This window comes from Janthinobacterium agaricidamnosum, from assembly GCF_003667705.1.
Classification (GTDB): domain Bacteria; phylum Pseudomonadota; class Gammaproteobacteria; order Burkholderiales; family Burkholderiaceae_D; genus Janthinobacterium.
This window is the reverse complement of the sequence record NZ_CP033019.1, coordinates 2,201,318-2,222,941: the sequence shown is the minus strand read 5'-3', so window position 1 is coordinate 2,222,941 and position 21,624 is coordinate 2,201,318. Positions and strand designations below refer to the sequence as shown.

Below are 21,624 nucleotides of genomic sequence, written 5' to 3'. Positions count from 1 at the left end.
AATCTTGTATTTAGTCGGCGCGCACGGTGCGCTGCTCGATGCGTTTTTCCGGGTTCGCGTTGACCACGATGCGGTGCACGAAGATGCTCGGCGTGTGGACCTGGTCGGGGTCGATCTCGCCCACTTCGACCAGTTTTTCCACTTCCACGATGGTGATCTTGCCCGCCATGGCCACGTTCGGGTTGAAATTGCGCGCCGTCTTGCGGTAGACCAAATTGCCCGCACGGTCGGCCATGTAGGCTTTGACCAGGGCCACGTCGGCCACGAGGCTGCGTTCCATCACGTATTGTTCGCCGTCGAATTCACGCAGTTCCTTGCCGTCGGCAACGATGGTGCCCACGCCCGTCTTGGTGAAGAAGGCGGGGATGCCGGCGCCGCCGGCGCGCAGTTTCTCGGCCAAGGTGCCTTGCGGCGTGAATTCCAGCTCCAGTTCGCCGGCCAGGTACTGGCGCGCGAATTCCTTGTTTTCACCCACATAGGAGGCGATCATTTTCTTGATCTGGCGCGTGGTCAGCAACTGGCCCAGGCCAAAGCCGTCCACGCCCGCGTTGTTGGAAATGGCGGTCAGGCCCGTCACGCCCGAATCGCGCAAGGCGCCGATCAGGGCTTCGGGAATGCCGCACAGGCCGAAGCCGCCGACGGCGATGGTCTGGCCATCTTGGACGATACCGGCCAGCGCCGAGGCGGCGTCAGGATAAACTTTATTCATGGGTGTCCCTCTATCTTTTGTTAAGCTTTGGTCTTGAGTCCATGACTCAGGCAGCGTCTCAGCATAAAATACGCGAGTGGAAAGTACAATACCGTAGAACTACCGGCGCCGTGCCGGCAATCCCCCTGTGAGAGTGATACGCATCAGATGAACGCCGCGTCAGCCATCGATTATGAAAGCATCTTCCTGCACGCGCCCGTGGGCATGTGTATGTCGGAAAACCGCATCATGCGCAGCTGCAACGAAGCGCTGGCGGCCATGTTCGGCTATGCGCGCGCCCAGCTCGACGACCAGTCCTTCGAAGTACTTTACCCCACGCACGACGAATTTCTGCGCACCGGTGACCGCATCATCCCCATCATGAACGCCAGGGGCCGCTATTCGGACGAGCGCATCATGCGCCGCAGTAATGGAGAATTGTTCTGGTGTCACGTGACGGGCCACGCCATGCTGCCGAACCAACCGCTGGGAGCGGGCATCTGGACGTTCGAAGATGTCAGCGAGAAACGCCCCGTAACGGCGGAACTGACCCCGCGCGAGCGCGAAATCGCCGCCCTGCTGGTGGAAGGCAAGACCAGCAAGGTCATCGCCCGCCAGATCGACCTCAGCCCCCGCACGGTGGAAATGCACCGCGCCAAGCTGATGCGCAAGTTCGCCGCCTCGACGTCGTCGGAGCTGGTGCACAAGCTGGTGGGCTTGCAGCTGCAGCGCTGAGGCGGACGTTTACGGCGTGCCGGCCTGCTCCCGCATTACTTTTTCGTACTTGATGATTTTCAGTACCCTGGAGTTGGCGAAATACTGGATGCAATTGAGCGGCGAATAGAAAATATCGGTCTTCCATTCGCCCGCGATCAATTCCTTGCCTGTCGGGTCGTCCGCAGGCTGGAAAATCGTATCTGCCAGAATGCGATGGACACCCGACACATTCGGTCCCGACTCATGCCACGTCGAACTGTGCATGACCACGAAATCGCCGGGATTGAGGATAGGCGTGACTTTGACGAACTGGATGTTGAAACTGTCAGGGTTGATTTCGCCGGCATCGCCGAGATAACCGAGTTTATGCGAGCCGACATAAAAACTCATCGCACCGTTATCCTCGTCCACACGGCTCAATGCGGTAAAAATGCTGCATTTGTTCAAGTTACCCAGGTGGTAACAGCTATCCTGGTGCAGGAATACCTTGTTCGGACTGAATGCATCCTTGATGACGAAGCGGTGATTGTATAGCGCCACGTCGGGACCGAATATGCGCGACAGCGTTGCGGCATACACCGGCGCGCGGTACATTTCCAGCAGTTTCTGCGGCAATTCCTCGGTCAGCGAAACGGGATTGGCCTGGCTGACATTGCGGCCGGCACGTAGCTTGGCATCATAAAAAATATCCCACTCATGCTGCCATTGCGCCAGCAGATCCGGTGCAATCGCATTACGCACGACAAAAACGCCTGTCTCCCGGAAAACCTCCGGCAGGAACTGCTCCCCGCTGATGCGCTGCAAGACGTCTTGGGTCTGCTCATTGACTACAGCCAGTGTCATCGCCACTCCTAGATAAAGCGGAACGTCAGTTCATTGTCTTGCGTGTTTTTGAACTTATTGCACTTCGCCAGCACGTTATATTTGATAGGAAACAGCTCGCGGTCAGGCGTTTCCAGAATATCAATTTCAATGATGTCGAAATCGCGCAGCAAGGCGCTCCAGCCATGCTCGGTAATACGCCAGCAGTCCGGAATCGGACCATGGATGCGCCAGTTCAAGGGGGCGGAAATGAGCAGATAGCCTTCATGCTTGAGGATGCGGCGGATTTCCTTGACGGTGTCGAAGGGGTTGAGCGTATGTTCGATCACTTCCAGGCAGACGACGCAATCATACGCGCTGTCGGCGATCGCCGAATTGACCTTGGTGATGTCGCCCACCAGCGTGGGGCTGTAAGTGTCGACGATATCAAAGGTGTCGACGCTGAAATTGTTGAAGTTTTCGCGCACGGTGGAGCGGTCCTGCGGCCCCACTTCCAGCAGCTTGCCCGTCTCACCGGCAAGCTTGGCGGCCGTTCTTGCCACAAAAGCGTTCAAGTGATCGCGTGCCAGCTGAAACGTGTCATTGTCAAACTTCGAAGGAGTTGCCATCGTAAAAATTCTCGTATAGTGGTTATGCCCGGACGCTATGCCGCAAGCAAAAACATCATAGCCGCTAATTTTCCCTGTGGCAACAATACCTTCCCTCTGCCGCTTACATGCTGGCCATGCCGCCATCGGCGGAGATAATCGCGCCATTGATGAAGTGCGAATCCTCACCCGCCAGCAACAGCAGCAGGCCGTCGAGGTCCTCCGGCTTGCCCGGCCGTTTATTCGGCAGCATTTCGATCAGTTTCTTGCCCTGCTCGGTAGCGAAATAATCTTCATTGATCTCGGTGGAAATGTAGCCGGGGCAGATGGCGTTGGTGTTGATGCCATATTTACCCCATTCGACAGCCATGGCGCGCGTCATGTGCACCATGCCCGCCTTGCTCATGCAGTACACGCCGATCTGCGGCAGCACCTGCAAGCCGGCCATCGAGGCGATATTGATGATGCGGTGCTGTTTCTTCGGGTCGCCCTTGGCGCGCGCGATCATGCGCTTGGCCGTCTGCTGGGCCACGAAGAACGAACCGCGCAGATTGGTGTCCATCACGAACGAGTAATCTTCGGGCGTGACGTCGACCAGACGTTGCGTGGTGGAGACACCTGAATTGTTGACGAGGATATCGATGGGACCCGCTTCCGTTTCCGCATGGGCGATGGCCGACTTGATGCTGGCAAAGTCGGTCACGTCGAGCGACACCACGTGCGCGGCACCGCCGTCCGCTTCGATCTCGGCGCGCAATTCCTTCAGGCGTTCGGTGCGGCGCGACGCCAGCACGACCTGCGCGCCCGCCTGGGCCAGCACTTTCGCAAAGCGCGCGCCGAGGCCACTCGATGCGCCGGTAATCAGGGCAATCTTGCCCTCGAAATTGACTTCTATGCCCACGAGCTACTCCTGTTTTATTTTAAACAACACTTTACGCTATGCCCATGGCAATCGGGCAAATTCCCCCGCCCCGCACTCGAGCAAAAGTAAACGCCATCATTACACAAAATGGCCGGATTTAGATTGCGGCGAGGGGCAATGTCACGCAAAATGGCGCCAAAGTTGCAATCCTCGTCAAAAACAAGCACACTCGTGCTTAAATTTCCCCGATGATGCTTTATTCCCTATCCTTGCTACCTAATTGAGTGACTATAAATCGAGACCATGACACAGCCTAATAACTTAGTTGAACAGTACGGACCGCGCGAAACCATGGAGTATGACGTGGTCATCGTGGGCGGCGGCCCCGCAGGCCTGGCGGCCGCGATCCGCCTGAAACAGCTTGCGGCAGAGAAAAGCCAGGAAGTGTCCGTGTGCGTGCTGGAAAAAGGCGGCGAGCTGGGCGCGCATATCCTGTCGGGCGCCATCATGGACCCGAAAGCGCTGACGGAATTGATTCCGAACTGGAAAGAACTGGGCGCGCCCCTGAACACCGAAGTAACGGAAGACCGCATCCTGTTCCTGACCGAAACGAAAGCGTACAAGACGCCAGGCTTCGCCGTGCCGGCCTGCTTTGAAAACCACGGCAACTACATCGTCTCCTTGGGCAATGTGGTGCGCTGGATGGGCCAGCAGGCGGAAAACCTGGGCGTGGAAATCTTCCCCGGCTTCCCTGCCGCGGAAATCCTCTACAACGACGACGGCTCCGTGAAAGGCGTGGCGACCGGCAACATGGGCGTCAAGCGCGACGGCGAGCCCGGTCCCGACTTCCAGCTGGGCATGGAATTGCACGCCAAATACACCCTGTTCGCCGAAGGCGCGCGCGGCCACCTGGGCAAGCAATTGATGGCCAAGTATGACTTGAACGCCGGCAAGGACCCGCAATCGTACGGCATCGGCATCAAGGAATTGTGGGAAATCGACCCGGCCCAGCACAAGCCGGGCCTGGTGATCCACTCGAGCGGCTGGCCGCTGGACACGAAAACCTATGGCGGTTCCTTCCTGTACCACCTGGAAAACAACCAGGTGATGGTCGGCTACGTGGTGGGCCTGAACTACGAAAACCCCTACCTGTCGCCGTACGAGGAATTCCAGCGCTATAAAACGCATCCGGAAATCCGCAAGTTCTTCGAAGGCGGCAAGCGCATCTCGTACGGCGCGCGGGCGATTGCGGCCGGCGGCCTGCAATCGCTGCCGAAGCTGGTGTTTGCCGGCGGCGCGCTGATCGGCTGCGATGCGGGCTTTTTGAACATGAGCCGCATCAAGGGCAGCCACGCGGCCATCAAGAGCGGCATGCTGGCGGCGGACGCGGCCTTCGGCGCGCTGGGCGAACAGCGCCAGCACGACGAACTGACGAGCTACCCTGTTGCGTTCGAGAAATCCTGGCTGCATGAAGAACTGCACGTGGCGCGCAACGTCAAGCCATGGCTGTCGAAAGGTTTGTACCTGGGCAGCCTGATGACGGGCATCGACCAGCTGATCTTCCGCGGCAAGGCGCCGTGGACCCTGCACCACTCGCATGGCGACCACGAATGCCTGAAACCGGCGGCCCAGTCGAAAAAGATCGTGTATCCGAAACCCGATGGCAAGCTGACCTTCGACAAGATGTCGTCCGTGTTCATCTCGAACACGAACCACGCGGAAGACCAGCCCATCCACCTGACGTTGAAGAACGCCAGCGTGCCCGTCGATGTCAACCTGGCCACGTATGCGGGTCCGGAAGCGCGTTACTGTCCCGCTGGCGTGTACGAATTCGTGAAGAACGACGACGGCGCTGAACGCCTGCAGATCAATGCACAAAACTGCGTGCACTGCAAAACCTGCGACATCAAGGACCCGACGCAGAACATCGTGTGGGTGACACCGGAAGGCGGCGGCGGCCCGAACTATCCGAATATGTAATTGTCATCGCGTCATCGCATCATCGCGTCATCGCGTCATCACGCGTAGCTGGACAACAGCGCGGCACCCTCGGGTGGCCGCGCTTTCTTTATCTGGCTATGTCACTGCAGCGCCAGACAGCACAGCCAAGGCAAGATTCCGGCATCCCCCACTTGCCGATGCCGGAATCTTTTACTTTTATTGCAATCTTTCTTGCCGCTGTGGCCTGCCAGGAACACCAAAATTTGTTCAATGATGCACTAGGGCAAAATTCCTTGGGGAAATTTTCTATTCGCCACTCCCAGCAGTTACAATTGCCGCTGGTACACTTTTCTTCCCTCTCATGAACGCTGACGCCACCCTGGAAACGCAACTCGACACCCAACTGGCGCTGGCGCTGAAAGCGCATCAGGCGGGCCACCTGGAAGAGGCGGAAGACCTGTATGTCGCCATCCTGCAAGCCCAGCCCTACCATGCCATCGCCAACCACAATATGGGTTTGCTGGCCGGCCAGGTAGGCCAGTTCCGGGCAGGACTGCCGTATCTGCGCAAGGCGCTGTCGGTCAATCCCGACGAAGGCCAGTTCTGGCTATCGCTTGCCGACGGCTTGCTCAAGGCGGGCGAACGGGACGAAGCGCTCGACATCATCGATACGGCCATCGGCCGCGGCCTCGATAACGACCAGGCGCAAACCTTGCGCGCACGTATCGCCGCGGCGATTGCTGCCGCGCCCACGGCCGACGAATGCCAGCACGTGGTGGAGCTGTACCAGGCGGCACGGTATGTGGAAATGGAAACGGCCACCCGGGCGCTGATTGCGCGCTACCCCACCTCCGATTTTGCCTGGAGCGTACTCGGCACTGTCCTGCAGGCGCAGGGCAAGGATGCCCTCGACGCGCTGCAAACCACTGTCCAGCTCACCCCGTATGACGCCGAAGCCCATTGCAATCTGGCCAATGCGTGGCAGGCACGCGGGGAACATGCGCAAGCGGTCCAGTCCTACCAGCAGGCGTTGCAGTTCAATCCGGCATTCGCCGAAGCGCACAGCAACCTGGGCGGCGCCCTGCTGGCGCTCGGCGCCCTGGCGGAAGCGGAAGACGCCTATCTGCAGGCCATTGCCCTGCGGCCCGACTATGGCATGGCGCACTTTAACCTGGGCAATACGCGCAAGGCGCGTGGCGACCTCGACGGTGCCGTCGGCGCCTACAATGCCGCCCTGGCAAGCATGCCCGGCGACGCCGAAGTGCTCTGCAACCTGGGCAATGCCCTGCAGGCGCTGGAGCGCAATGAGGAAGCGGCCGACAGCTATCGCCGCGCGCTGGCGCTCGAGCCCCGGCTGGTGATGGCGCACAGCAACCTCGGCGCCGCGCTACAGAATCTGGAGCAGTACGCGCAGTCGGAAGCGAGCTATCGCACGGCCTTGTCGCTGGCGCCGCGCCATGCGGACCTGTGGAATGGCCTGGGCAACAGCCTGCAGTCGCAGCAGCGGCTCGACGACGCCGCCGATGCCTATCGTCAGGCGCTGGCAGTGCAGCCCGACTATTCCCAGGCCCACTCCAACCTGGGCGGCGTGCTGGTGAGTCTGGGCGAATTCGATGCGGCGATCGCCAGCTATCGCCGCGCCCTGGAGCTCCAGCCGGACAGCGCCGACGCGCACACCCAGCTGGGCCTGGGCCTGCAATCGGTCGGCGAACTCGACGAAGCGCTGGCCCTGCACCAGCGTGCGGTACAGCTGGCGCCAGACAAGCTGCAGGCGCACACCTGCCTCGGACATTGCCTCAAGCAAATGCGCCGCTTTGAGGAAGCGCAAGTCGCTTACCGGCAAGCGCTCGCCCTGGCGCCCGATGTCGCCAACCTGCACAATGACCTGGCCATCGCCGTGCAGGACGCCGGCGATTATCCCCAGGCGATCCGCATCTACCAGCACGCGCTGGAACTGGACCCGCGCTCATCGCTGATCCATTGCAACCTGAGCGTGGCGTTCGAGGATAGCGGCCAGTCGGAACAGGCGCTCGAGTATCTGCAGCGCGCACGCGACATCGCGCCCGACTCCAGCCGCGTTCACTTTACGATGGGCAATTGCCTGCGCTCGCTGAAGCGCTACGACGAAGCGCTGGCCAGCTATGCGCGCTCGCTGGAAATCCAGGACGACTTCATCGGTTCCCACTTGAATACCTGCGCGACCTACAGCGAGATGGGCCGCACCGACGACGCCGTCCAGGCATGCCGCACGGCTCTGGCCAGGTATCCGCAGTACGATGAGGTCTACAGCAACATGCTGTTCGGCCTGTCGCACATGCATGCCGACGACCCTGCCGCCATGGTGGCCGAGCATTTCGGCTTCGGCGAGCGCTACGAAACGCCGCTGCGCGCCGCGTGGCAGCCGCACGCGAACGAGCGCGACCCGCAGCGCCAGTTGAAGATCGGCCTGGTCTCGGGCGACTTCTGCAACCATGCCGTGGCGCATTTCATTACGCCCCTGCTCGAGGAACTGGTGGCGATGCCGCAGTTTTCGCTGTATGCGTACTATAACAATAGCCGCGTCGACAATGTCACCATGCGTATCGCGCAACTGCTGCCCAACTGGCTGCCAGTGACCCACCTGAGCCAGGAAAAGCTGGCCGAGCGCATCCGCGCCGACGGCATCGACATCCTGATCGACCTGTCCGGGCATACGGCCAAGAATTGCCTGCTGGCCTTTGCCCGCAAGCCGGCGCCCATACAGATGAGCTGGATCGGCTATCCGCTGACAACGGGCCTGCAGGCCATGGATTACTACCTGAGCGACCGTCATTTCTCGCCGCCGGAGACATTCGCCAGCCATTTCACGGAAAAACTGATCTTCCTGCCGACCATCGCCCCATTCCTGCCATCCGAAAATGCGGACGGCATCCTGCCGGCGCCCGTGCTGAAGAACAAATACCTGACTTTCGGCAGCTTCAACCGCCCTAACAAGCTCAACCGCCAAACCATCGCGCGCTGGGCCAGGGTCTTGCGCGCCATCCCGGACGCCAGGATGCTGCTGGCCGCCATGCCGGCGCCCGGCCCCCACCCCGGGCTGACGGCGTGGTTCGCCGAAGAAGGCATCAGCGCCGACCGCCTGATCTTCGAACCGCGCGCCAACATGGCCAACTTCCTGGCCATGCATCACCGCGTCGACATGTGCCTCGATACGGAGCCTTACGGTGGCGGCACCACCACCTTCCACGGCTTGTGGATGGGCGTGCCCACCCTCACCGTTGCCGGACCGACAGTACCGAGCCGCGCCGGCACCTCGATTCTGCGCCACGTGCAGCTGGAGGAATTCATCGCCCGCGATGACGAGGAATTTGTCAGCAAGGCCCTGTACATGGCGGCCAACCCCATGCTGCTGGGCGCCTACCGCTTCAGCACCCGGCACCGCCTGGCGCAAACGGCGCTGGGCCAGCCGAAGTTGATTGCGGAAGGCCTGGCCAACAGCCTGCGCCTGGCCTGGCAGCGCTGGTGCGAAGACTTGCCGCCAGTCAGCTTCGACGCGCCGCTCGACAGTCAGTTGCCCGGGGAGATAGCGGCATGAGCGACGCCAAACCCATCTACGTCACCCAGCCGCTGCTGCCGGACCTGCAGGATTTCCTGCCATACCTGGAAAGCATCTGGGAAAACAAGATCCTCACCAATGGCGGCCCCTTCCACCAGCAGCTGGAAAAAGCGCTGTGCGACTACCTGGGCGTGCGGCATATCTGCCTGTTTACCAATGGAACGCTGGCATTGATGACGGCCTTGCAAGCCTTGCGCGTGAAGGGCGAAGTCATCACGACGCCGTATTCCTTCGTTGCCACGGCCCATTCGCTGCTGTGGAATGACATCAAGCCCGTCTTCGCCGACATCGATGCGCGCACGCTGAACCTCGATCCGGCGCGCATCGAGGCGGCCATCACGGCGCAGACCACGGCCATCATGCCCGTGCACTGCTATGGCCAGCCCTGCGATGTCGACGCCATCCAGAAGATTGCCGACAATTACGATCTGAAGGTCATCTATGACGCCGCGCATGCGTTCGGCGTGCGCCATGGGGGCACCAGCGTCCTCAATTACGGCGACCTGTCCGTGATCAGCTTTCATGCGACGAAGATCTTCAACACCTTCGAAGGCGGCGCCATCGTCTGCCCGGACGCCAAGACCAAGCAGCGCATCGACCATCTGAAAAATTTCGGCTTTGTCGACGAAGTCACCGTCGTCGCCGCCGGCATCAACGGCAAGATGAGCGAAATCAATGCCGCCTTCGGCCTGCTGCAGCTGAAGGGCATCGACCAGGCGCGGCAACAGCGGCGCAGCATCGACGCCCACTACCGCGAGCGTCTGGCCGGCGTCGCGGGCATCACCTGCCTGGAAGCGGCCGACGCCGAAGCGGCCAATCACGCCTACTTTCCCATCCTCGTCGGGCCCGGGTATCCGCTGGCGCGCGACGCGCTGTTCCAGCGGCTGCGCGATCACGAAATCTACGCGCGGCGCTATTTCTACCCGCTCATCAGCGATTTCCCCATGTACCGCGGCATGCCGTCCGCCGCGCATGCCAATCTGCCGGTCGCGCGCCAGGCCGCATCCCAGGTGATCTGCCTGCCGATCTACCCGGCCCTCGAGCTGTCGAGCGTGGACGCGATCACCGCCCTGATCGCCGGGGCGGCCTGAGCGCCCCGCCCTTCCCTATTGACCCAGACCGAACGGCCACCGCATGCCCCACTACGCCCACCTTACCGCGATCGCCTACCACCTGCCGCAGGCGATCCTGACGAATGCCGCGCTGGAACAGGAGTTCATCGACTGGCCGGCGCAAAAAATCCTCGACAAGACGGGCATTGCGCAACGGCATATCGCCGCGGAACATGAAACGGCCAGCGACCTGGCCTTCCATGCTGCGGAAAAGCTGTTCGCCACGCATGACGTCGCGCGCGGCGACATCGATTTCCTGATCCTGTGCACGCAGGCGCCCGACTACCTGCTGCCCAGCAGCGCCTGCGTGCTGCAGCAGCGGCTTGGCTTGCCGACCTCCTGCGGCGCGCTCGACATCAACCTCGGCTGTTCCGGCTACGTCTACGCGCTGGCCATGGCCAAGGGCCTGATCGAGAGCGGCATCCGCAAGAAAGTGCTGCTGCTGACGGCAGACACCTATTCCAAGTACATCAACGCGCGCGACCGCAGCGTACGCACGCTGTTCGGCGACGGCGCCGCCGCCAGCGTGATCGCCGGCGGCGCGCCCGAACTGGCGCTGGGGCCTTTCGTCCTGGGCACGGATGGCAGCGGCGCGAACAACCTGATCGTGCCGGCCGGCGGCATGCGCACGGCCCGCAGCGCGGCCACCGCCATGCCCGTCGAAGACGCGTCCGGCAACTGGCGCAGCCAGGACGACCTGTTCATGGATGGCGCGCAGATCGTCCAGTTCACCTTGGGCGCCGTGCCGCGTACAATGCAGGAGCTGCTGGACACGGCCGGCAAGACCCTCGATGACATCGATCATGTGATCTTCCATCAGGCAAACAAATTCATGCTTGACGCCTTGCGCCGCAAAATACGCATTCCGGAAGACAAATTTGTGATTGAAATCGATACTGTCGGCAATACCGTCTCCTCGACCATTCCCATCGCCATTGCCCGCGCGCGCGCCTCGGGACGCATCGTGCCGGGCGACACGGCCCTGCTGCTGGGCTTTGGCGTCGGCTATTCCTGGGCCGGCACGCTGGCGCGCCTGTAGGCGCCCGCGCGTCTGCGTACTGAACTTCTCTGAAAGGAAACACAATGCAAGAATTTTTCAACGGCATGGCCGACATCCTGGAAATCGACGCCGACAAAGTCGTGCCGGCCCTGAAACTGGGCGATTACGCCTGGGATTCGCTGGCCATCATTTCCACCATCGCCCTGGCCGATGAGCTGTTCGATCAGATGCTCGAAGGCCAGGCCCTGGCCAATTGCGAGACCCTGGCCGACGTGCTGGCATTGATCGCCGTCAAGGTCTGACCATGTCCAGCCAGCGCCTGGAATCGGGACTGCCCTTCAGCACCGCCCATCTGGCCATGCGCGGCGTGGTGTGCGCGCTGCCGCGCACGCAAGTCCACAATGCCGACCTGGCCGAGCGCTTCGGCGCCGAGGCGGTGGCCGACGTGAGCAAGATGATCGGCGTGCAGTCGCGCCGCCGCGCCGCCGATGGCCAGACGACGGCCGACCTGTGCCAGGCGGCGGCACAAACCCTGCTCGACGACCTGGGCTGGGAGCGCGACAGCATCGACGCCCTGATCTTCATCTCGCAAACCCCCGATTACGTGCTGCCGGCTACCGCCTGCGCCCTGCATGGACGCCTGGGCCTGCACAAGGCTTGCGCCGCCTTCGACATCAACCTCGGCTGCTCGGCCTACGCGTATGGCCTGTGGCTGGCGGCGAAGATGCTCGACGGCCAGGCCATGTGCCGCATCCTGCTGCTGGTGGGCGACACCATCAGCAAGACCGTCGATGAGACCGACCGCGCCACCGCGCTGCTGTTTGGCGACGCCGGCACGGCCACGGCGCTGGAATTCGATGCGGCGGCGGCGCCCACCCATTTCATCGTCGGCAGCGACGGCGGCGGCGAACGGCACCTGATGATGGCTGCCAGCGCCTGCCGCCCCTACGCCGGCGACGATGCGCGCCTGGCGCAGCGCGATCCCGCCAAGCTGTACATGGACGGCGGCGAAATCTTCAATTTCACGCTGAAGAGCATTCCGCCGCTGGTGGCGGACCTGCTGCGCCTGGCAAACCGCACGAGCGACGAAATCGATGCCTTCCTGTTTCACCAGGCAAATACCTTCATGCTCAAGCACATTATCAAAAAAGCCAAATTGCCAGCCGGGCGCGCACCGATCAACATGGACCGCTATGGCAACACGTCCAGCGCCTCCATCCCCCTGCTGATCGCCGACAGCCTGGGAGCGGCGGCACAGGGCCAGACCATCGCCATGTTCGGCTTTGGCGTCGGCTATTCCTGGTCGGCGGCCGTGCTGGGCCTGCAATCGCTGACCGTCAACCGCCTTATCGAAGTCTGAACCATGATCTTTCAACCCGACATGCTGGCCGGCCAGCGCATCCTCGTCACCGGCGCCTCGTCCGGCATCGGCCGCGACACGGCCCTGCTGCTGGCGCGCTGCGGCGCGCAACTGCTGATCAGCGGACGCGACCCGGCTCGCCTGGAGCAAACCCTGCAGGCCCTCGACGGCAGCGGCCACCGGGCCGAAGTGCTCGAACTCGACGGCGGCGACCACATCGTCGACTTCCTCAGGCAAGCCACGCTTGAGGCGCCCTTGAACGGCATCTTCCATGCGGCCGGCATCGAGTTATTGCGCCCGGTCAAATTATCCAAGGCGCAACAGTTTGACGACGTCTTCGCCTCCAGCGTCAAGACGGCGCTGGCGCTGGCGCGCGGCGCCGCCCTGCGCGGCGTGCTCAGCGATGGCGCGGCCCTGCTCTTCATGTCATCCGTGGCGGGCCAGAGCGGCCAGTCCGGCATGAGCGTGTATTCGGCGGCCAAGGCCGCCATTGACGGCCTGGTGCGCGCCCTGGCCGTGGAACTGGCGCCGCGCGGCATGCGCGTCAACAGCATTGCCGCCGGCGCCGTCGAAACGGAAATGCACGCGCGCCTGAGCCGTGGCTTGCCTGACGAGGCCATGCGCGCCTACGCGGAGCGCCATCCGCTCGGCTTCGGCCGCAGCAGCGACATCGCGCAGACGGCGGCCTTTTTGCTGTCGCCGGCGGCGCGCTGGGTCAGCGGCGCCACCTGGGCCGTCGACGGCGGCTACCTGGCCCGTTAGGAGTATTCATGCAAACCATCCTCATCGTCGGCGCCGGACGCTTCGCCCGAGAATTGCTGTGCTGGCTGGAAGACAGCCTCGACCCGGCCACGGCCCGCATCGGCGGCTTGCTCGACGACACGCTGCCGCCCGCGCCCATGCTCGACGCCGACTACCCGTACCCCGTGCTGGGCAGCATCAGCGACTACCGGCCGGCGGCCGGCGAGGCGCTGCTGCTGGCCATCGGCGCACCGAAAGCCCGGCTGGAAGTGGCGCTGGCGCTGGCCGCGCGCGGCGCCCGTTTCCATACGCTGATCCATCCCAGCGCCGTGGTCGCGCGCACGGCCCGCATCGGCCAGGGCGCCGTCGTCTGCCCGTTCGCCCTCGTCTCGGCGGGCAGCGAACTGGGCGACTATGTCACCATCAACAGCTACGCCAGCGTCGGCCATGACGCGGTGCTGGAACGGGGCTGCACGCTCAGCTCGCACGTCGACATCACGGGCGGCGTGCATCTGGGCCAGGCCGTCATGGTCGGCTCGGGCGCATCCATCCTGCCACGCGTGAGCGTCGGCGCCGGCGCCACGGTCGGCGCCGGCGCCGTCGTCATGCGCCGCGTGGCCGCCGGCGCCACCGTTTACACGCCACCGGCAAAGACACTATGAGCACCATCTCCGAGACGCGGCAGCTGCGCGACCAGTTCTGGCACTTGCTGTGCCACCGCAGCGAATTGCCGGCCAGCGGCGACTATCTGAAACTCGACTGGCTGGGCGAGGAAGTGGTCGTCTACAACGACCAGGGCGAGCTGATCGCCTTCGACAATCTGTGTCCGCACCGCGGCACGCGCTTCTTCACCGAAAAACGCGGCAATGCGCCGCTGGCCTGCCCCTACCATGGCTGGGCCTACCGGGCCGGCGCCATGCACATCCCCTGCCGCGAACGCTACGCGCCGGCCGAGCTGGACAATGCCCGCCTGCAGGTGCTGCAGCTGGACTGGTGCGCCGATTTCCTGTTCGCCTCGCCACAGCCGCGCATGCCGCTCGAAGCGCAGCTGGGCGAGACCCAGGCCACCTTGGAAAACATTTCCTTCAACGTCGCCGGCCTGGGCGATTTCAACGCCTATGACTATGAGTGCGACTGGCGTATCGCGCTGGAAAATGCGCTCGAGCCGCTGCACGTGCCGTTCGTGCACCCGGAATCGCTGGCGCAACTGCAACTGGACGACGGCGAAAACCGTTTCACGGACTGGACGTCGACATGGGAAGCGGGCTTGGGCAACGCCGGCATGGCCAGGAAACTGCGCTCCGTCAAACGCCTGTTCCAGCTCGACAGCCAGTTCGAGGGCTACCAGAGCCTGTACCTGTTCCCGTTTACCATGCTCTCGTCGACGTTTTCATATTCGTATTCGCTGCAGCATTTCTTTCCGTCAACGCAAGCGCAGCGCACGCATTTCTCCAGCCGCCTGCTCATGGCCGCAACCAAGCCCGCCGCCAGCGCTACGCTGCAGGGCTTTTTCGACTCGAGCGCGCAGATGAATCGCCAGGTATTCGAGGAAGACCATGCCATCTGCAAGCGCATAGCCGTCCAGGCGGCCGACAGCGCGCGCTTCAAGATCCTTTCCAGCGACGAGGCAAAGATCGCGCATTTCCGGGCCTGCCTCGCGGCGGCAAGCCAGTCTTAGGGGGCTGGCGGCGGCCTCGCCGGCCGATGTGAAACTTTTTTAAAAAGAATTTTAAAAAATTTCCACAAAGCATTTAATAAGCTTATGCGGATGGTCGTCTTGTACTTGGGAGAGCACAAAGAACCGTTGCTCCGGACTGAACCCACCAAACCAGGAGTTACACCATGCTGAGCCTTCACACTAACAACGCTGCACTGTCCGCACAAAATTCGATCACCCGCACCCAAAACCAACTGTCGACCTCGATGACGCGCCTGAGCACCGGCTTCCGCATCAACTCGGCAATGGATGACGCAGCAGGCTTGCAAATCGCAACCCGCCTGAAAGCACAAACCAGCGGCATGACCGTTGCAATGTCGAACACCCAGAACAGCACCTCGATGCTGCAAACGGCTGAAGGCGCGTTTGACGAAGTCACCAACATGCTGATCCGCATGAAGGATCTGGCAACCCAGGCAGCCGATGCTTCGTCGGGCGCCAAAGACAAGACCGCCATGCAGTCGGAATACGATGCACTGGGCCTGGAACTGTCGAACGTGATGAAAAACACCACCTTCGGCGGCAACAAGCTGCTGGTAGGCGGCACGCTGGCCTCGTCGATGACGTTCCAGATCGGCGCAAGCCAATCCGAAACGATGGCATTTGACGTTTCGGCCAAAATGACCAGCCTGGTGGCATCGCTGACGTCGGCTACCGCCAACTACGCCGCGACTGCAGGCGGCTCCGAGCTGACCAGCTCCGCCAACGCCACCATCGCCCTGCTGGAAACGGCAATCGGCGACGTCGGCACCGTTCGCTCGGCACTGGGTGCTGCTGCAAACCGTCTGGACCACGTCAACACCAACTTGTCCAACATCGCCACCAACACCAAAGCCGCTACCGGCCGCATCATGGACGTCGACTTCGCTACCGAAAGCTCGAACATGACGTCGTCGCAAATGCTGCTGCAAGCTGGCACCGCAATGTTGAAACAAAGCAACAGCATGTCCTCGATGGTCATGTCCCTGCTGCAATAATATGTCCCTGCCTGGCCGTTCGCGGCCAGTCGCTGAAAACCAGGCCTTGGCCTGGTTTTTTTTCGTCCCCGGTATCTCGCCTTTGCACGCAAGAGTAACTATTTGCTGGCAATCTTTAACGATGCGGCACGCATGGTCGCCTGTTTGATGGGCAAGCCCGCCCAACAGCCGTCATCCACAGGAATCGCCGAGTGCTCAGTCTCCATACGAATATCGCAGCACTGGCCGCACAAAATGCCGCCGCACGCGCGCAATCGCTGCTGTCGACCTCGATGACGCGGCTCTCCACCGGCTTTCGCATCAATTCGGCCATGGATGACGCCGCCGGCCTGCAAATCGCGACCCGGCTGCGGGCACAGGCGAGCGGCATGGCCGTCGCCATGCGCAACACGCAAAACAGCACCTCGATGCTGCAGACGGCCGAAGGCGCGTTCGACGAAGTGAACACCATGCTGATCCGCATGAAGGACCTGGCCACCCAGGCCGCCGATGCATCGTCCGGCGCCAAGGACAAGGTCGCCATGCAGGCCGAATACGACGCCCTGGGCCTGGAACTGGCCAACGTCATGAAAAACACCAGCTATGGCGGCAACAAACTGCTGGCCGGCGGTACGCTGGCGTCGTCGATGACCTTCCAGATCGGCGCCAGCCAGAGCGAAACGATGGTGTTCGACATCTCGGGCAAGATGGCCGGCGTGCTGGCCTCGCTCGGCGCGGCCAGCGCCAACTTCGGCGCACCCGCCACCGGCAACGAATTGACGGGCAGCGCGAATGCCAGCATCGCCCTGCTGGAAGCAGCCATCGACGATGTGGGCGGCGTGCGCTCGGCCCTGGGCGCCGCCGGCAACCGCCTGGACCACGTGCACACCAACCTGTCGAACATGGCCACCAACACCAAGGCTGCCATCGGCCGCATCATGGATGTCGATTACGCGGCCGAAAGCGCGAACATGACGTCGGCGCAAATGTTGCTGCAAGCGAGCACGGCAATGCTCAAGCAAAGCCAGAGCATGCACAAAATGATACTCTCCCTGTTGCAGCCATGACGGCAGGCTTTTTGATGGAACCAGATCTGGACATAGTGGCATGGCGATAGACCGCATTTCATCGGGCAATCCGGTGCCCCTGATTACCCAGCGCTTCGACGTCAGCCCCGCGACGCCGATGGTGCCGGGCGTGGTGCAGCCGCTGGTGCCGATCGGCCCCTACATGGCGCCCGCGCCCGACGCCGGCGCCCTGCCCGCCCAGCTGCAGCAGCCGGGCCAGGACAGCCTGGCGTCGCTCATCAAGCCCAATGCCGACGGCACGGGCGGCGCCTTGCCGCGCGACAGCAGCGCCATGCAGGTCAATCAGCTGTTCTTCACGCGCCAGCTCGTCTGGCAACCGCCCGACGCGGCGCAGCTGGCCGCCTCGTGGCGCGTGATGGTCAGGACCTATGGCGAACAATATGCGGCCCTGCAGGAACAGGCGCGCGGCCAGCACGTGCCGGGCAACCTCTTCATGGCCGAGCAGCAACCGGCCCTGCTGCGCGAAGGCGCCCGTCCGCCACTGACGGTCGACAGCGAAGCGTGGCGCTTTGCCGTGTATGGCTGGGGCGGCCAGCGCCTGCTGCTGCGCGTGCTGGCCAGCGACGTAGACGAAGAGGCAACGCCGAGGCGGCGCGGCAAGGTGGCGCTGCGCGTCGAGCTGATCATCATCGGCATCGGCCGGGTGGTGATCCAGATGGAGCCGTCCGGCGACGGCGTGCTGCTGGAACTGGCCGCCGACGAGGAAGCCGCGCTGCGCCATCTGCGCCTGGCCCTGCCCGAGATCGCCGACGCCGTGCGGCGCGCGGGCCTGCGCCTGGTGCGCTGCCGCCTGAATCGCCAGCTGCATGCACAGCGCATGCACGGCAATTACCCGATGCAGGCGGGCGCCGCCTCGCTGTCGCTGCCCCTGTTCCGCGCGATGGCCGAAGTGGCCCTGCTGCTGACGCAGCCGGAAGCGGAAGCGGCGGCCGATCCCGATGCGCCCGCGGCGGCTGCGGCCGAAGCCCAAGCCGAAGAGGAGGCCATCTTTGTCTCGAAGGAAGTGGCGGCGCCGCTCGGCTACGACTATGGCGACGCGGAAGACGCGGCGCAGGGCGGCACCGTGCTGCTGCTGGCCGACGGCCAGGAGCACGACCTGCTGCCGCCCATCGACGAGCAGGATTGATGCAGCAGGATTGATGCAACAGGATTAAAGCAACATAAAAAAACGGCGCCCGCGGCGCCGTTTTTCTTTCAATTCACCGTACTAGCCCACCGTGCCGATGATGCTCACTTCGCGGTTTTCCGGAATTTCATTGTATGACAGCACGTGCAGGCCTGGCGCGAACAGGCGCGCGTAGCGGGCCAGCAGCGGACGGATCTGCGGCAGCACCAGCAGCAGCGGCGGCGTGGCCTGCTGCTTCATCTGCTCGCGCGCCACCGGCATGTTCACTTGCAGCTGCGACAGCAGATGCGGGTCGATCGGATAGTTATCGAGCGTCACCTTGCCCGACTGGCGCGCCTGGTTCAAGGAACCGAGCAGCATGTTTTCCAGTTCGCCGCCCAGATTAAACGCCTGCATTTCCATCTTCTGGCCGAACAGGCCGCTGACGATCTGGCGCCGCAGCGCGCAACGCACCTCGGCCGCCAGCAGGATCGGGTCCTTGGTCGTTTCCGAACTGTCGAGCAAGGTGGTGGCGATGGGCACGATATCCTTCAGGGACACATTTTCCGCCAACAAGACACGGAACACGCGCAGCATCTGCGTGTGCGTCAGGGCCTTGTCCAGCGCACCGGCCAGCTTCGGCGACAGGGCCGTCAGGCGCTCCATCAGGTTCGACACGTCTTCGTGGCGGAACAGTTCCGGCAGGTATTCGCGCACCATTTTCGACAAGTGCGTGGCGATCACGCTGGGCGCCTCGATGACCTGGTAACCGAGGCCCAGCGCATGCGCCTTTTCACTCGGCTCGATCCACGTGACGGGCATGCCGTAGGCCGGTTCGATGCCGGGAATGCCGTCGAGCTGGCCATACACGTTCGGCGACGGGATCGCCATCAGCCGGTCGGCCTGCACTTCCGCCTGCGCCACCACGGTGCCCGACAGCACGATCGCGTACTGCGACGGTTTCAGGGCCAGATCGTCGCGCACGCCGATATTCGGCAGCAGCAAGCCCATCGCTTCGGACAGGCTCTGGCGCACGCCCTTGACGCGCTTGGTCAAAGGTTCGCCTTGCGTTTTATCCACCATGCCGACCAGCTTATAGCCGAGCATCACCATCAGCGGCTGCACGGCGGGCAGTTGCTGCCACTCCAGTTCGGCAGGCTTGTCGTCGCGCAAGGCCGCCTCGATGGCCGCCATGCCGGCCGCGTCGGGCCCCTTCACGCGCTTGGTCAGGCGCCAGGCAACAAAGGCCAGCACGGCGGCAAAGGTCATGAACATGAACCACGGCATGCCAGGAATCAGGGCCAGCGCCACCATCATGCCGGCCGCGCTGTAGATCACCGTTGGCGAGGTCAGCACCTGGCCCGCCACTTGCTGCTCGAAATCGCCCGAATCGCTGATGCGGGTCACCAGGATGGCGGCCGCGGCCGACAGCAGCAGCGCCGGAATCTGCGCCACCAGGCCATCGCCGATGGTCAGCAGTGCGTACTGGCGGAAAGCGTCGCCGAACGACAGGTCGTGCATCAGCGAGCCGATGGCCACGCCGCCGACCATATTGATGATCAAAATCAGGATACTGGCGACGGCATCGCCGCGCACGAACTTCGATGCGCCATCCATGGCGCCATAGAAGTCGGCTTCGGCGGCCACGTCCTTGCGGCGGATCTGGGCTTTTTCCTGATTGATCAGGCCGGCGTTCAGGTCAGCGTCGATCGCCATCTGCTTGCCCGGCAAGGCATCGAGGGTAAAGCGCGCCGACACCTCGGAAATACGCTCGGCGCCCTTGGTGACGACGGCGAAGTTGATGATCATCAAAATCACGAAGACGACGATACCGACGACGAAGTTACCGCCGATGACCACGTTACCAAACGCCTCGATCACCTTACCGGCCGCATCCGCGCCCGTATGGCCGTGCAGCAGCACCACGCGCGTGGACGCCACGTTCAGGGTCAGCCTGAGCATGGTGGTGGCCAGAATCACCGTCGGGAAGACGGAGAAGTCGAGCGGCCGCTTGGCCGACACGCTGACGAGGATGACGATCAGTGCCAGCACGATATTGAAAGTGAACAAGATATCGAGCAGCACGGGCGGCAGCGGCAAGATGATCATCGCCAGGATCACCAGCAGGAACAGCGGCGTGGCGAACTTGTGGCGGCGCATTTCGGCAACCAACCGGTTCAGGAAATTCATGAAGGTACTACCTCGCTCAAATGAGATGGCACGACCACCTCGGTGGGAAATGGGGGCTGGGCGGCGCGCTGCCCAGTACGGAATGCTTTCAGCTGCAGGATGTAGTTGAGCACCTGCGACACGGCCTGGTACAGCTGCACGGGAATCTGCTGCTGCACCTGGCTGGTGTTGTAGATGGCGCGCGCCAGCGGCGGCAACTCCAGCGTTTCGATGTTGTGTTCCTTCGCCACTTGCCGGATATACAGCGCCATCTCGTCGACGCCCTTGGCAACGACAAACGGCGCCTCGGCGCGGTCCTGGTCATACTTGAGCGCGACGGCGTAATGCTCGGGGTTGACGATCACCACGTCGGCGTCGGGCACGGTCTTGCGCACGCTGCGCCGGCCGATCTGCTGCTGCAGCTGGCGGATGCGCTGGCGCACTTCGGGCCGCCCTTCGCTGCTTTTATGTTCTTCCTTGACATCCTGCTTGCTCATGCGCTGGTTGCGGGCAAAGAAAAACGCCTGCGCCGGCACGTCGATGATGGCAAACAGCACGAAGACGGAAATGAGCGCCATCAGGCCGTCGAGCATCAGCGCCGAGCCGTCGAGCATGGCTTGCTGCAGGGGCCGGTGTTGCAAGTCCACGTACTGCGTCAGGCTGGAGCGGCTCACGTGCACGAGCACCATGCCCAGCACGGCGGCCTTGGCGATCGACAAGCCGAATTCAAAGCCATGCTTGGGCGACACCAGGCGGCCCAGGTTCTTGGCCGGGCTCAGGCGCTCCATCTTCGGCATCCAGTTCTTCGTGCTGATGACCCAGCCGCCAGGGACCAATGAGCCGAGCACAACAAACAAGGGCACGCAGAACAGCGGCACGATCATCTTGATCAGCAAACCCACGGACGTGGTAAACGCCATCGACATGGCATTGTCCAGCGCGCCCTTGCTGTCGAGCGGCATGAAGGCCATGGCGAACAGCTCGCGAAAGCTCACCAGATAGCCGGGCAGCAGGTAAATGAAGACCTTCATGCTGATCAGAATACCCAGCGCCGTCGACAGGTCGCGCGAACGCACCACCTGCCCTTCCTGGCGCGATTTCTTCAGCTTCTGTGCTGAAGCCTTTTCTGTCTTGTCGCCCGTGCTGCTATCCGCCATGCGTCAC

The 21,624-nt window shown here is 62.7% G+C and carries 19 protein-coding genes; 13 read left to right on the top strand and 6 right to left on the bottom strand.

Translation table 11 applies throughout. The features are described 5' to 3' along the window. Positions 1-10: 10 nt before the first annotated feature. Positions 11-709, bottom strand: coding sequence for a CoA transferase subunit A (locus D9M09_RS10250; protein ID WP_034752348.1), 699 nt, complete (start codon positions 707-709; stop codon positions 11-13). A gap of 147 nt (positions 710-856) precedes the next feature. Between D9M09_RS10250 and D9M09_RS10245 the strand changes: the two genes are divergently transcribed. Continuing rightward, complete coding sequence (locus D9M09_RS10245; protein WP_070221561.1) at positions 857-1,423, top strand: LuxR C-terminal-related transcriptional regulator; 567 nt, start codon at positions 857-859, stop codon at positions 1,421-1,423. A 9-nt stretch (positions 1,424-1,432) separates the two neighbouring features. Here the strand turns inward: D9M09_RS10245 and D9M09_RS10240 are convergent, their stop codons facing one another. The 3 genes from D9M09_RS10240 to D9M09_RS10230 all read right to left on the bottom strand — a co-directional run bounded on the left by D9M09_RS10240 (position 1,433) and on the right by D9M09_RS10230 (position 3,715). Further along, positions 1,433-2,248, bottom strand: coding sequence for a phytanoyl-CoA dioxygenase family protein (locus D9M09_RS10240; protein ID WP_070289088.1), 816 nt, complete (start codon positions 2,246-2,248; stop codon positions 1,433-1,435). Between the two features lie 8 nt (positions 2,249-2,256). Continuing rightward, positions 2,257-2,781, bottom strand: a complete 525-nt coding sequence (locus D9M09_RS10235) for a class I SAM-dependent methyltransferase (RefSeq protein ID WP_240453602.1) — start codon at positions 2,779-2,781, stop codon at positions 2,257-2,259. A 157-nt stretch (positions 2,782-2,938) separates the two neighbouring features. Next, positions 2,939-3,715 (bottom strand): SDR family oxidoreductase, encoded by a 777-nt coding sequence (locus D9M09_RS10230; protein WP_070221564.1) that lies wholly within the window; start codon positions 3,713-3,715, stop codon positions 2,939-2,941. 264 nt (positions 3,716-3,979) lie between these two features. On the opposite strand from D9M09_RS10230, the gene D9M09_RS10225 reads away from it, so the two are divergent. The 12 genes from D9M09_RS10225 to D9M09_RS10170 all read left to right on the top strand — a co-directional run bounded on the left by D9M09_RS10225 (position 3,980) and on the right by D9M09_RS10170 (position 18,312). Then, positions 3,980-5,656 carry an electron transfer flavoprotein-ubiquinone oxidoreductase gene (locus D9M09_RS10225; RefSeq protein ID WP_175444538.1) on the top strand — a complete coding sequence of 559 codons (1,677 nt, stop codon included), beginning with the start codon at positions 3,980-3,982 and terminating at the stop codon, positions 5,654-5,656. A gap of 322 nt (positions 5,657-5,978) precedes the next feature. Further along, complete coding sequence (locus tag D9M09_RS10220; protein WP_121669198.1) at positions 5,979-9,191, top strand: tetratricopeptide repeat protein; 3,213 nt, start codon at positions 5,979-5,981, stop codon at positions 9,189-9,191. After that, positions 9,188-10,303, top strand: coding sequence for a DegT/DnrJ/EryC1/StrS family aminotransferase (locus D9M09_RS10215; protein ID WP_070310082.1), 1,116 nt, complete (start codon positions 9,188-9,190; stop codon positions 10,301-10,303). Before D9M09_RS10220 ends, D9M09_RS10215 begins: the two co-directional genes overlap by 4 nt. 43 nt (positions 10,304-10,346) lie before the next feature. Next, on the top strand, positions 10,347-11,363 hold the full coding sequence (locus D9M09_RS10210) for a ketoacyl-ACP synthase III (protein WP_121669197.1): 1,017 nt from the start codon (positions 10,347-10,349) through the stop codon (positions 11,361-11,363). A gap of 44 nt (positions 11,364-11,407) precedes the next feature. Beyond that, the gene (locus D9M09_RS10205) at positions 11,408-11,626 is read left to right on the top strand and encodes an acyl carrier protein (protein WP_121669196.1); all 219 of its coding nucleotides are present in this window, start codon (positions 11,408-11,410) and stop codon (positions 11,624-11,626) included. Positions 11,627-11,628: 2 nt separating this feature from the next. After that, the gene (locus D9M09_RS10200) at positions 11,629-12,684 is read left to right on the top strand and encodes a ketoacyl-ACP synthase III (RefSeq protein WP_121669195.1); all 1,056 of its coding nucleotides are present in this window, start codon (positions 11,629-11,631) and stop codon (positions 12,682-12,684) included. A 6-nt stretch (positions 12,685-12,690) separates the two neighbouring features. Continuing rightward, the gene (locus D9M09_RS10195; RefSeq protein WP_430886696.1) at positions 12,691-13,446 is read left to right on the top strand and encodes an SDR family NAD(P)-dependent oxidoreductase; all 756 of its coding nucleotides are present in this window, start codon (positions 12,691-12,693) and stop codon (positions 13,444-13,446) included. 8 nt (positions 13,447-13,454) lie between these two features. Beyond that, positions 13,455-14,087, top strand: a complete 633-nt coding sequence (locus D9M09_RS10190; protein WP_070220049.1) for a NeuD/PglB/VioB family sugar acetyltransferase — start codon at positions 13,455-13,457, stop codon at positions 14,085-14,087. Beyond that, positions 14,084-15,103 (top strand): aromatic ring-hydroxylating oxygenase subunit alpha, encoded by a 1,020-nt coding sequence (locus D9M09_RS10185; protein WP_070289081.1) that lies wholly within the window; start codon positions 14,084-14,086, stop codon positions 15,101-15,103. The genes D9M09_RS10190 and D9M09_RS10185 overlap by 4 nt, the downstream gene beginning before the upstream one ends. Positions 15,104-15,267: 164 nt before the next feature. Beyond that, a complete protein-coding gene (locus D9M09_RS10180; RefSeq protein ID WP_121669194.1) occupies positions 15,268-16,119 on the top strand; it encodes a flagellin in 852 nt (283 codons plus the stop codon). Positions 16,120-16,310: 191 nt separating this feature from the next. After that, entirely contained in the window at positions 16,311-17,165 is an 855-nt protein-coding gene (locus tag D9M09_RS10175) for a flagellin (protein ID WP_121669193.1), read from the top strand. Between the two features lie 40 nt (positions 17,166-17,205). After that, positions 17,206-18,312, top strand: coding sequence for a hypothetical protein (locus D9M09_RS10170; RefSeq protein ID WP_205602348.1), 1,107 nt, complete (start codon positions 17,206-17,208; stop codon positions 18,310-18,312). Positions 18,313-18,393: 81 nt separating this feature from the next. On the opposite strand, the gene D9M09_RS10165 is transcribed toward D9M09_RS10170, so the two are convergent. After that, positions 18,394-20,481: a flagellar biosynthesis protein FlhA gene (locus D9M09_RS10165; RefSeq protein ID WP_070220038.1), complete on the bottom strand. Its 2,088-nt coding sequence runs from the start codon at positions 20,479-20,481 to the stop codon at positions 18,394-18,396. Next, a complete protein-coding gene (locus tag D9M09_RS10160) occupies positions 20,478-21,617 on the bottom strand; it encodes an EscU/YscU/HrcU family type III secretion system export apparatus switch protein (RefSeq protein ID WP_070289078.1) in 1,140 nt (379 codons plus the stop codon). The genes D9M09_RS10165 and D9M09_RS10160 overlap by 4 nt, the downstream gene beginning before the upstream one ends. Between the last annotated feature and the right edge of the window lie 7 nt (positions 21,618-21,624).

What these genes read in the sequence shown, in the direction of transcription:
- D9M09_RS10220 (WP_121669198.1), top strand. Translation starts at nt 5,979, where the DNA reads ATGAACGCTGACGCCACCCTGGAAACGCAACTCGACACCCAACTGGCG.
- D9M09_RS10185 (WP_070289081.1), top strand. Translation starts at nt 14,084, where the DNA reads ATGAGCACCATCTCCGAGACGCGGCAGCTGCGCGACCAGTTCTGGCAC.
- D9M09_RS10210 (WP_121669197.1), top strand. Translation starts at nt 10,347, where the DNA reads ATGCCCCACTACGCCCACCTTACCGCGATCGCCTACCACCTGCCGCAG.
- D9M09_RS10200 (WP_121669195.1), top strand. Translation starts at nt 11,629, where the DNA reads ATGTCCAGCCAGCGCCTGGAATCGGGACTGCCCTTCAGCACCGCCCAT.
- D9M09_RS10170 (WP_205602348.1), top strand. Translation starts at nt 17,206, where the DNA reads ATGGCGATAGACCGCATTTCATCGGGCAATCCGGTGCCCCTGATTACC.
- D9M09_RS10180 (WP_121669194.1), top strand. Translation starts at nt 15,268, where the DNA reads ATGCTGAGCCTTCACACTAACAACGCTGCACTGTCCGCACAAAATTCG.
- D9M09_RS10160 (WP_070289078.1), bottom strand. Translation starts at nt 21,617, where the DNA reads ATGGCGGATAGCAGCACGGGCGACAAGACAGAAAAGGCTTCAGCACAG.
- D9M09_RS10215 (WP_070310082.1), top strand. Translation starts at nt 9,188, where the DNA reads ATGAGCGACGCCAAACCCATCTACGTCACCCAGCCGCTGCTGCCGGAC.
- D9M09_RS10240 (WP_070289088.1), bottom strand. Translation starts at nt 2,248, where the DNA reads ATGACACTGGCTGTAGTCAATGAGCAGACCCAAGACGTCTTGCAGCGC.
- D9M09_RS10165 (WP_070220038.1), bottom strand. Translation starts at nt 20,481, where the DNA reads ATGAATTTCCTGAACCGGTTGGTTGCCGAAATGCGCCGCCACAAGTTC.
- D9M09_RS10205 (WP_121669196.1), top strand. Translation starts at nt 11,408, where the DNA reads ATGCAAGAATTTTTCAACGGCATGGCCGACATCCTGGAAATCGACGCC.
- D9M09_RS10225 (WP_175444538.1), top strand. Translation starts at nt 3,980, where the DNA reads ATGACACAGCCTAATAACTTAGTTGAACAGTACGGACCGCGCGAAACC.
- D9M09_RS10245 (WP_070221561.1), top strand. Translation starts at nt 857, where the DNA reads ATGAACGCCGCGTCAGCCATCGATTATGAAAGCATCTTCCTGCACGCG.
- D9M09_RS10250 (WP_034752348.1), bottom strand. Translation starts at nt 709, where the DNA reads ATGAATAAAGTTTATCCTGACGCCGCCTCGGCGCTGGCCGGTATCGTC.
- D9M09_RS10190 (WP_070220049.1), top strand. Translation starts at nt 13,455, where the DNA reads ATGCAAACCATCCTCATCGTCGGCGCCGGACGCTTCGCCCGAGAATTG.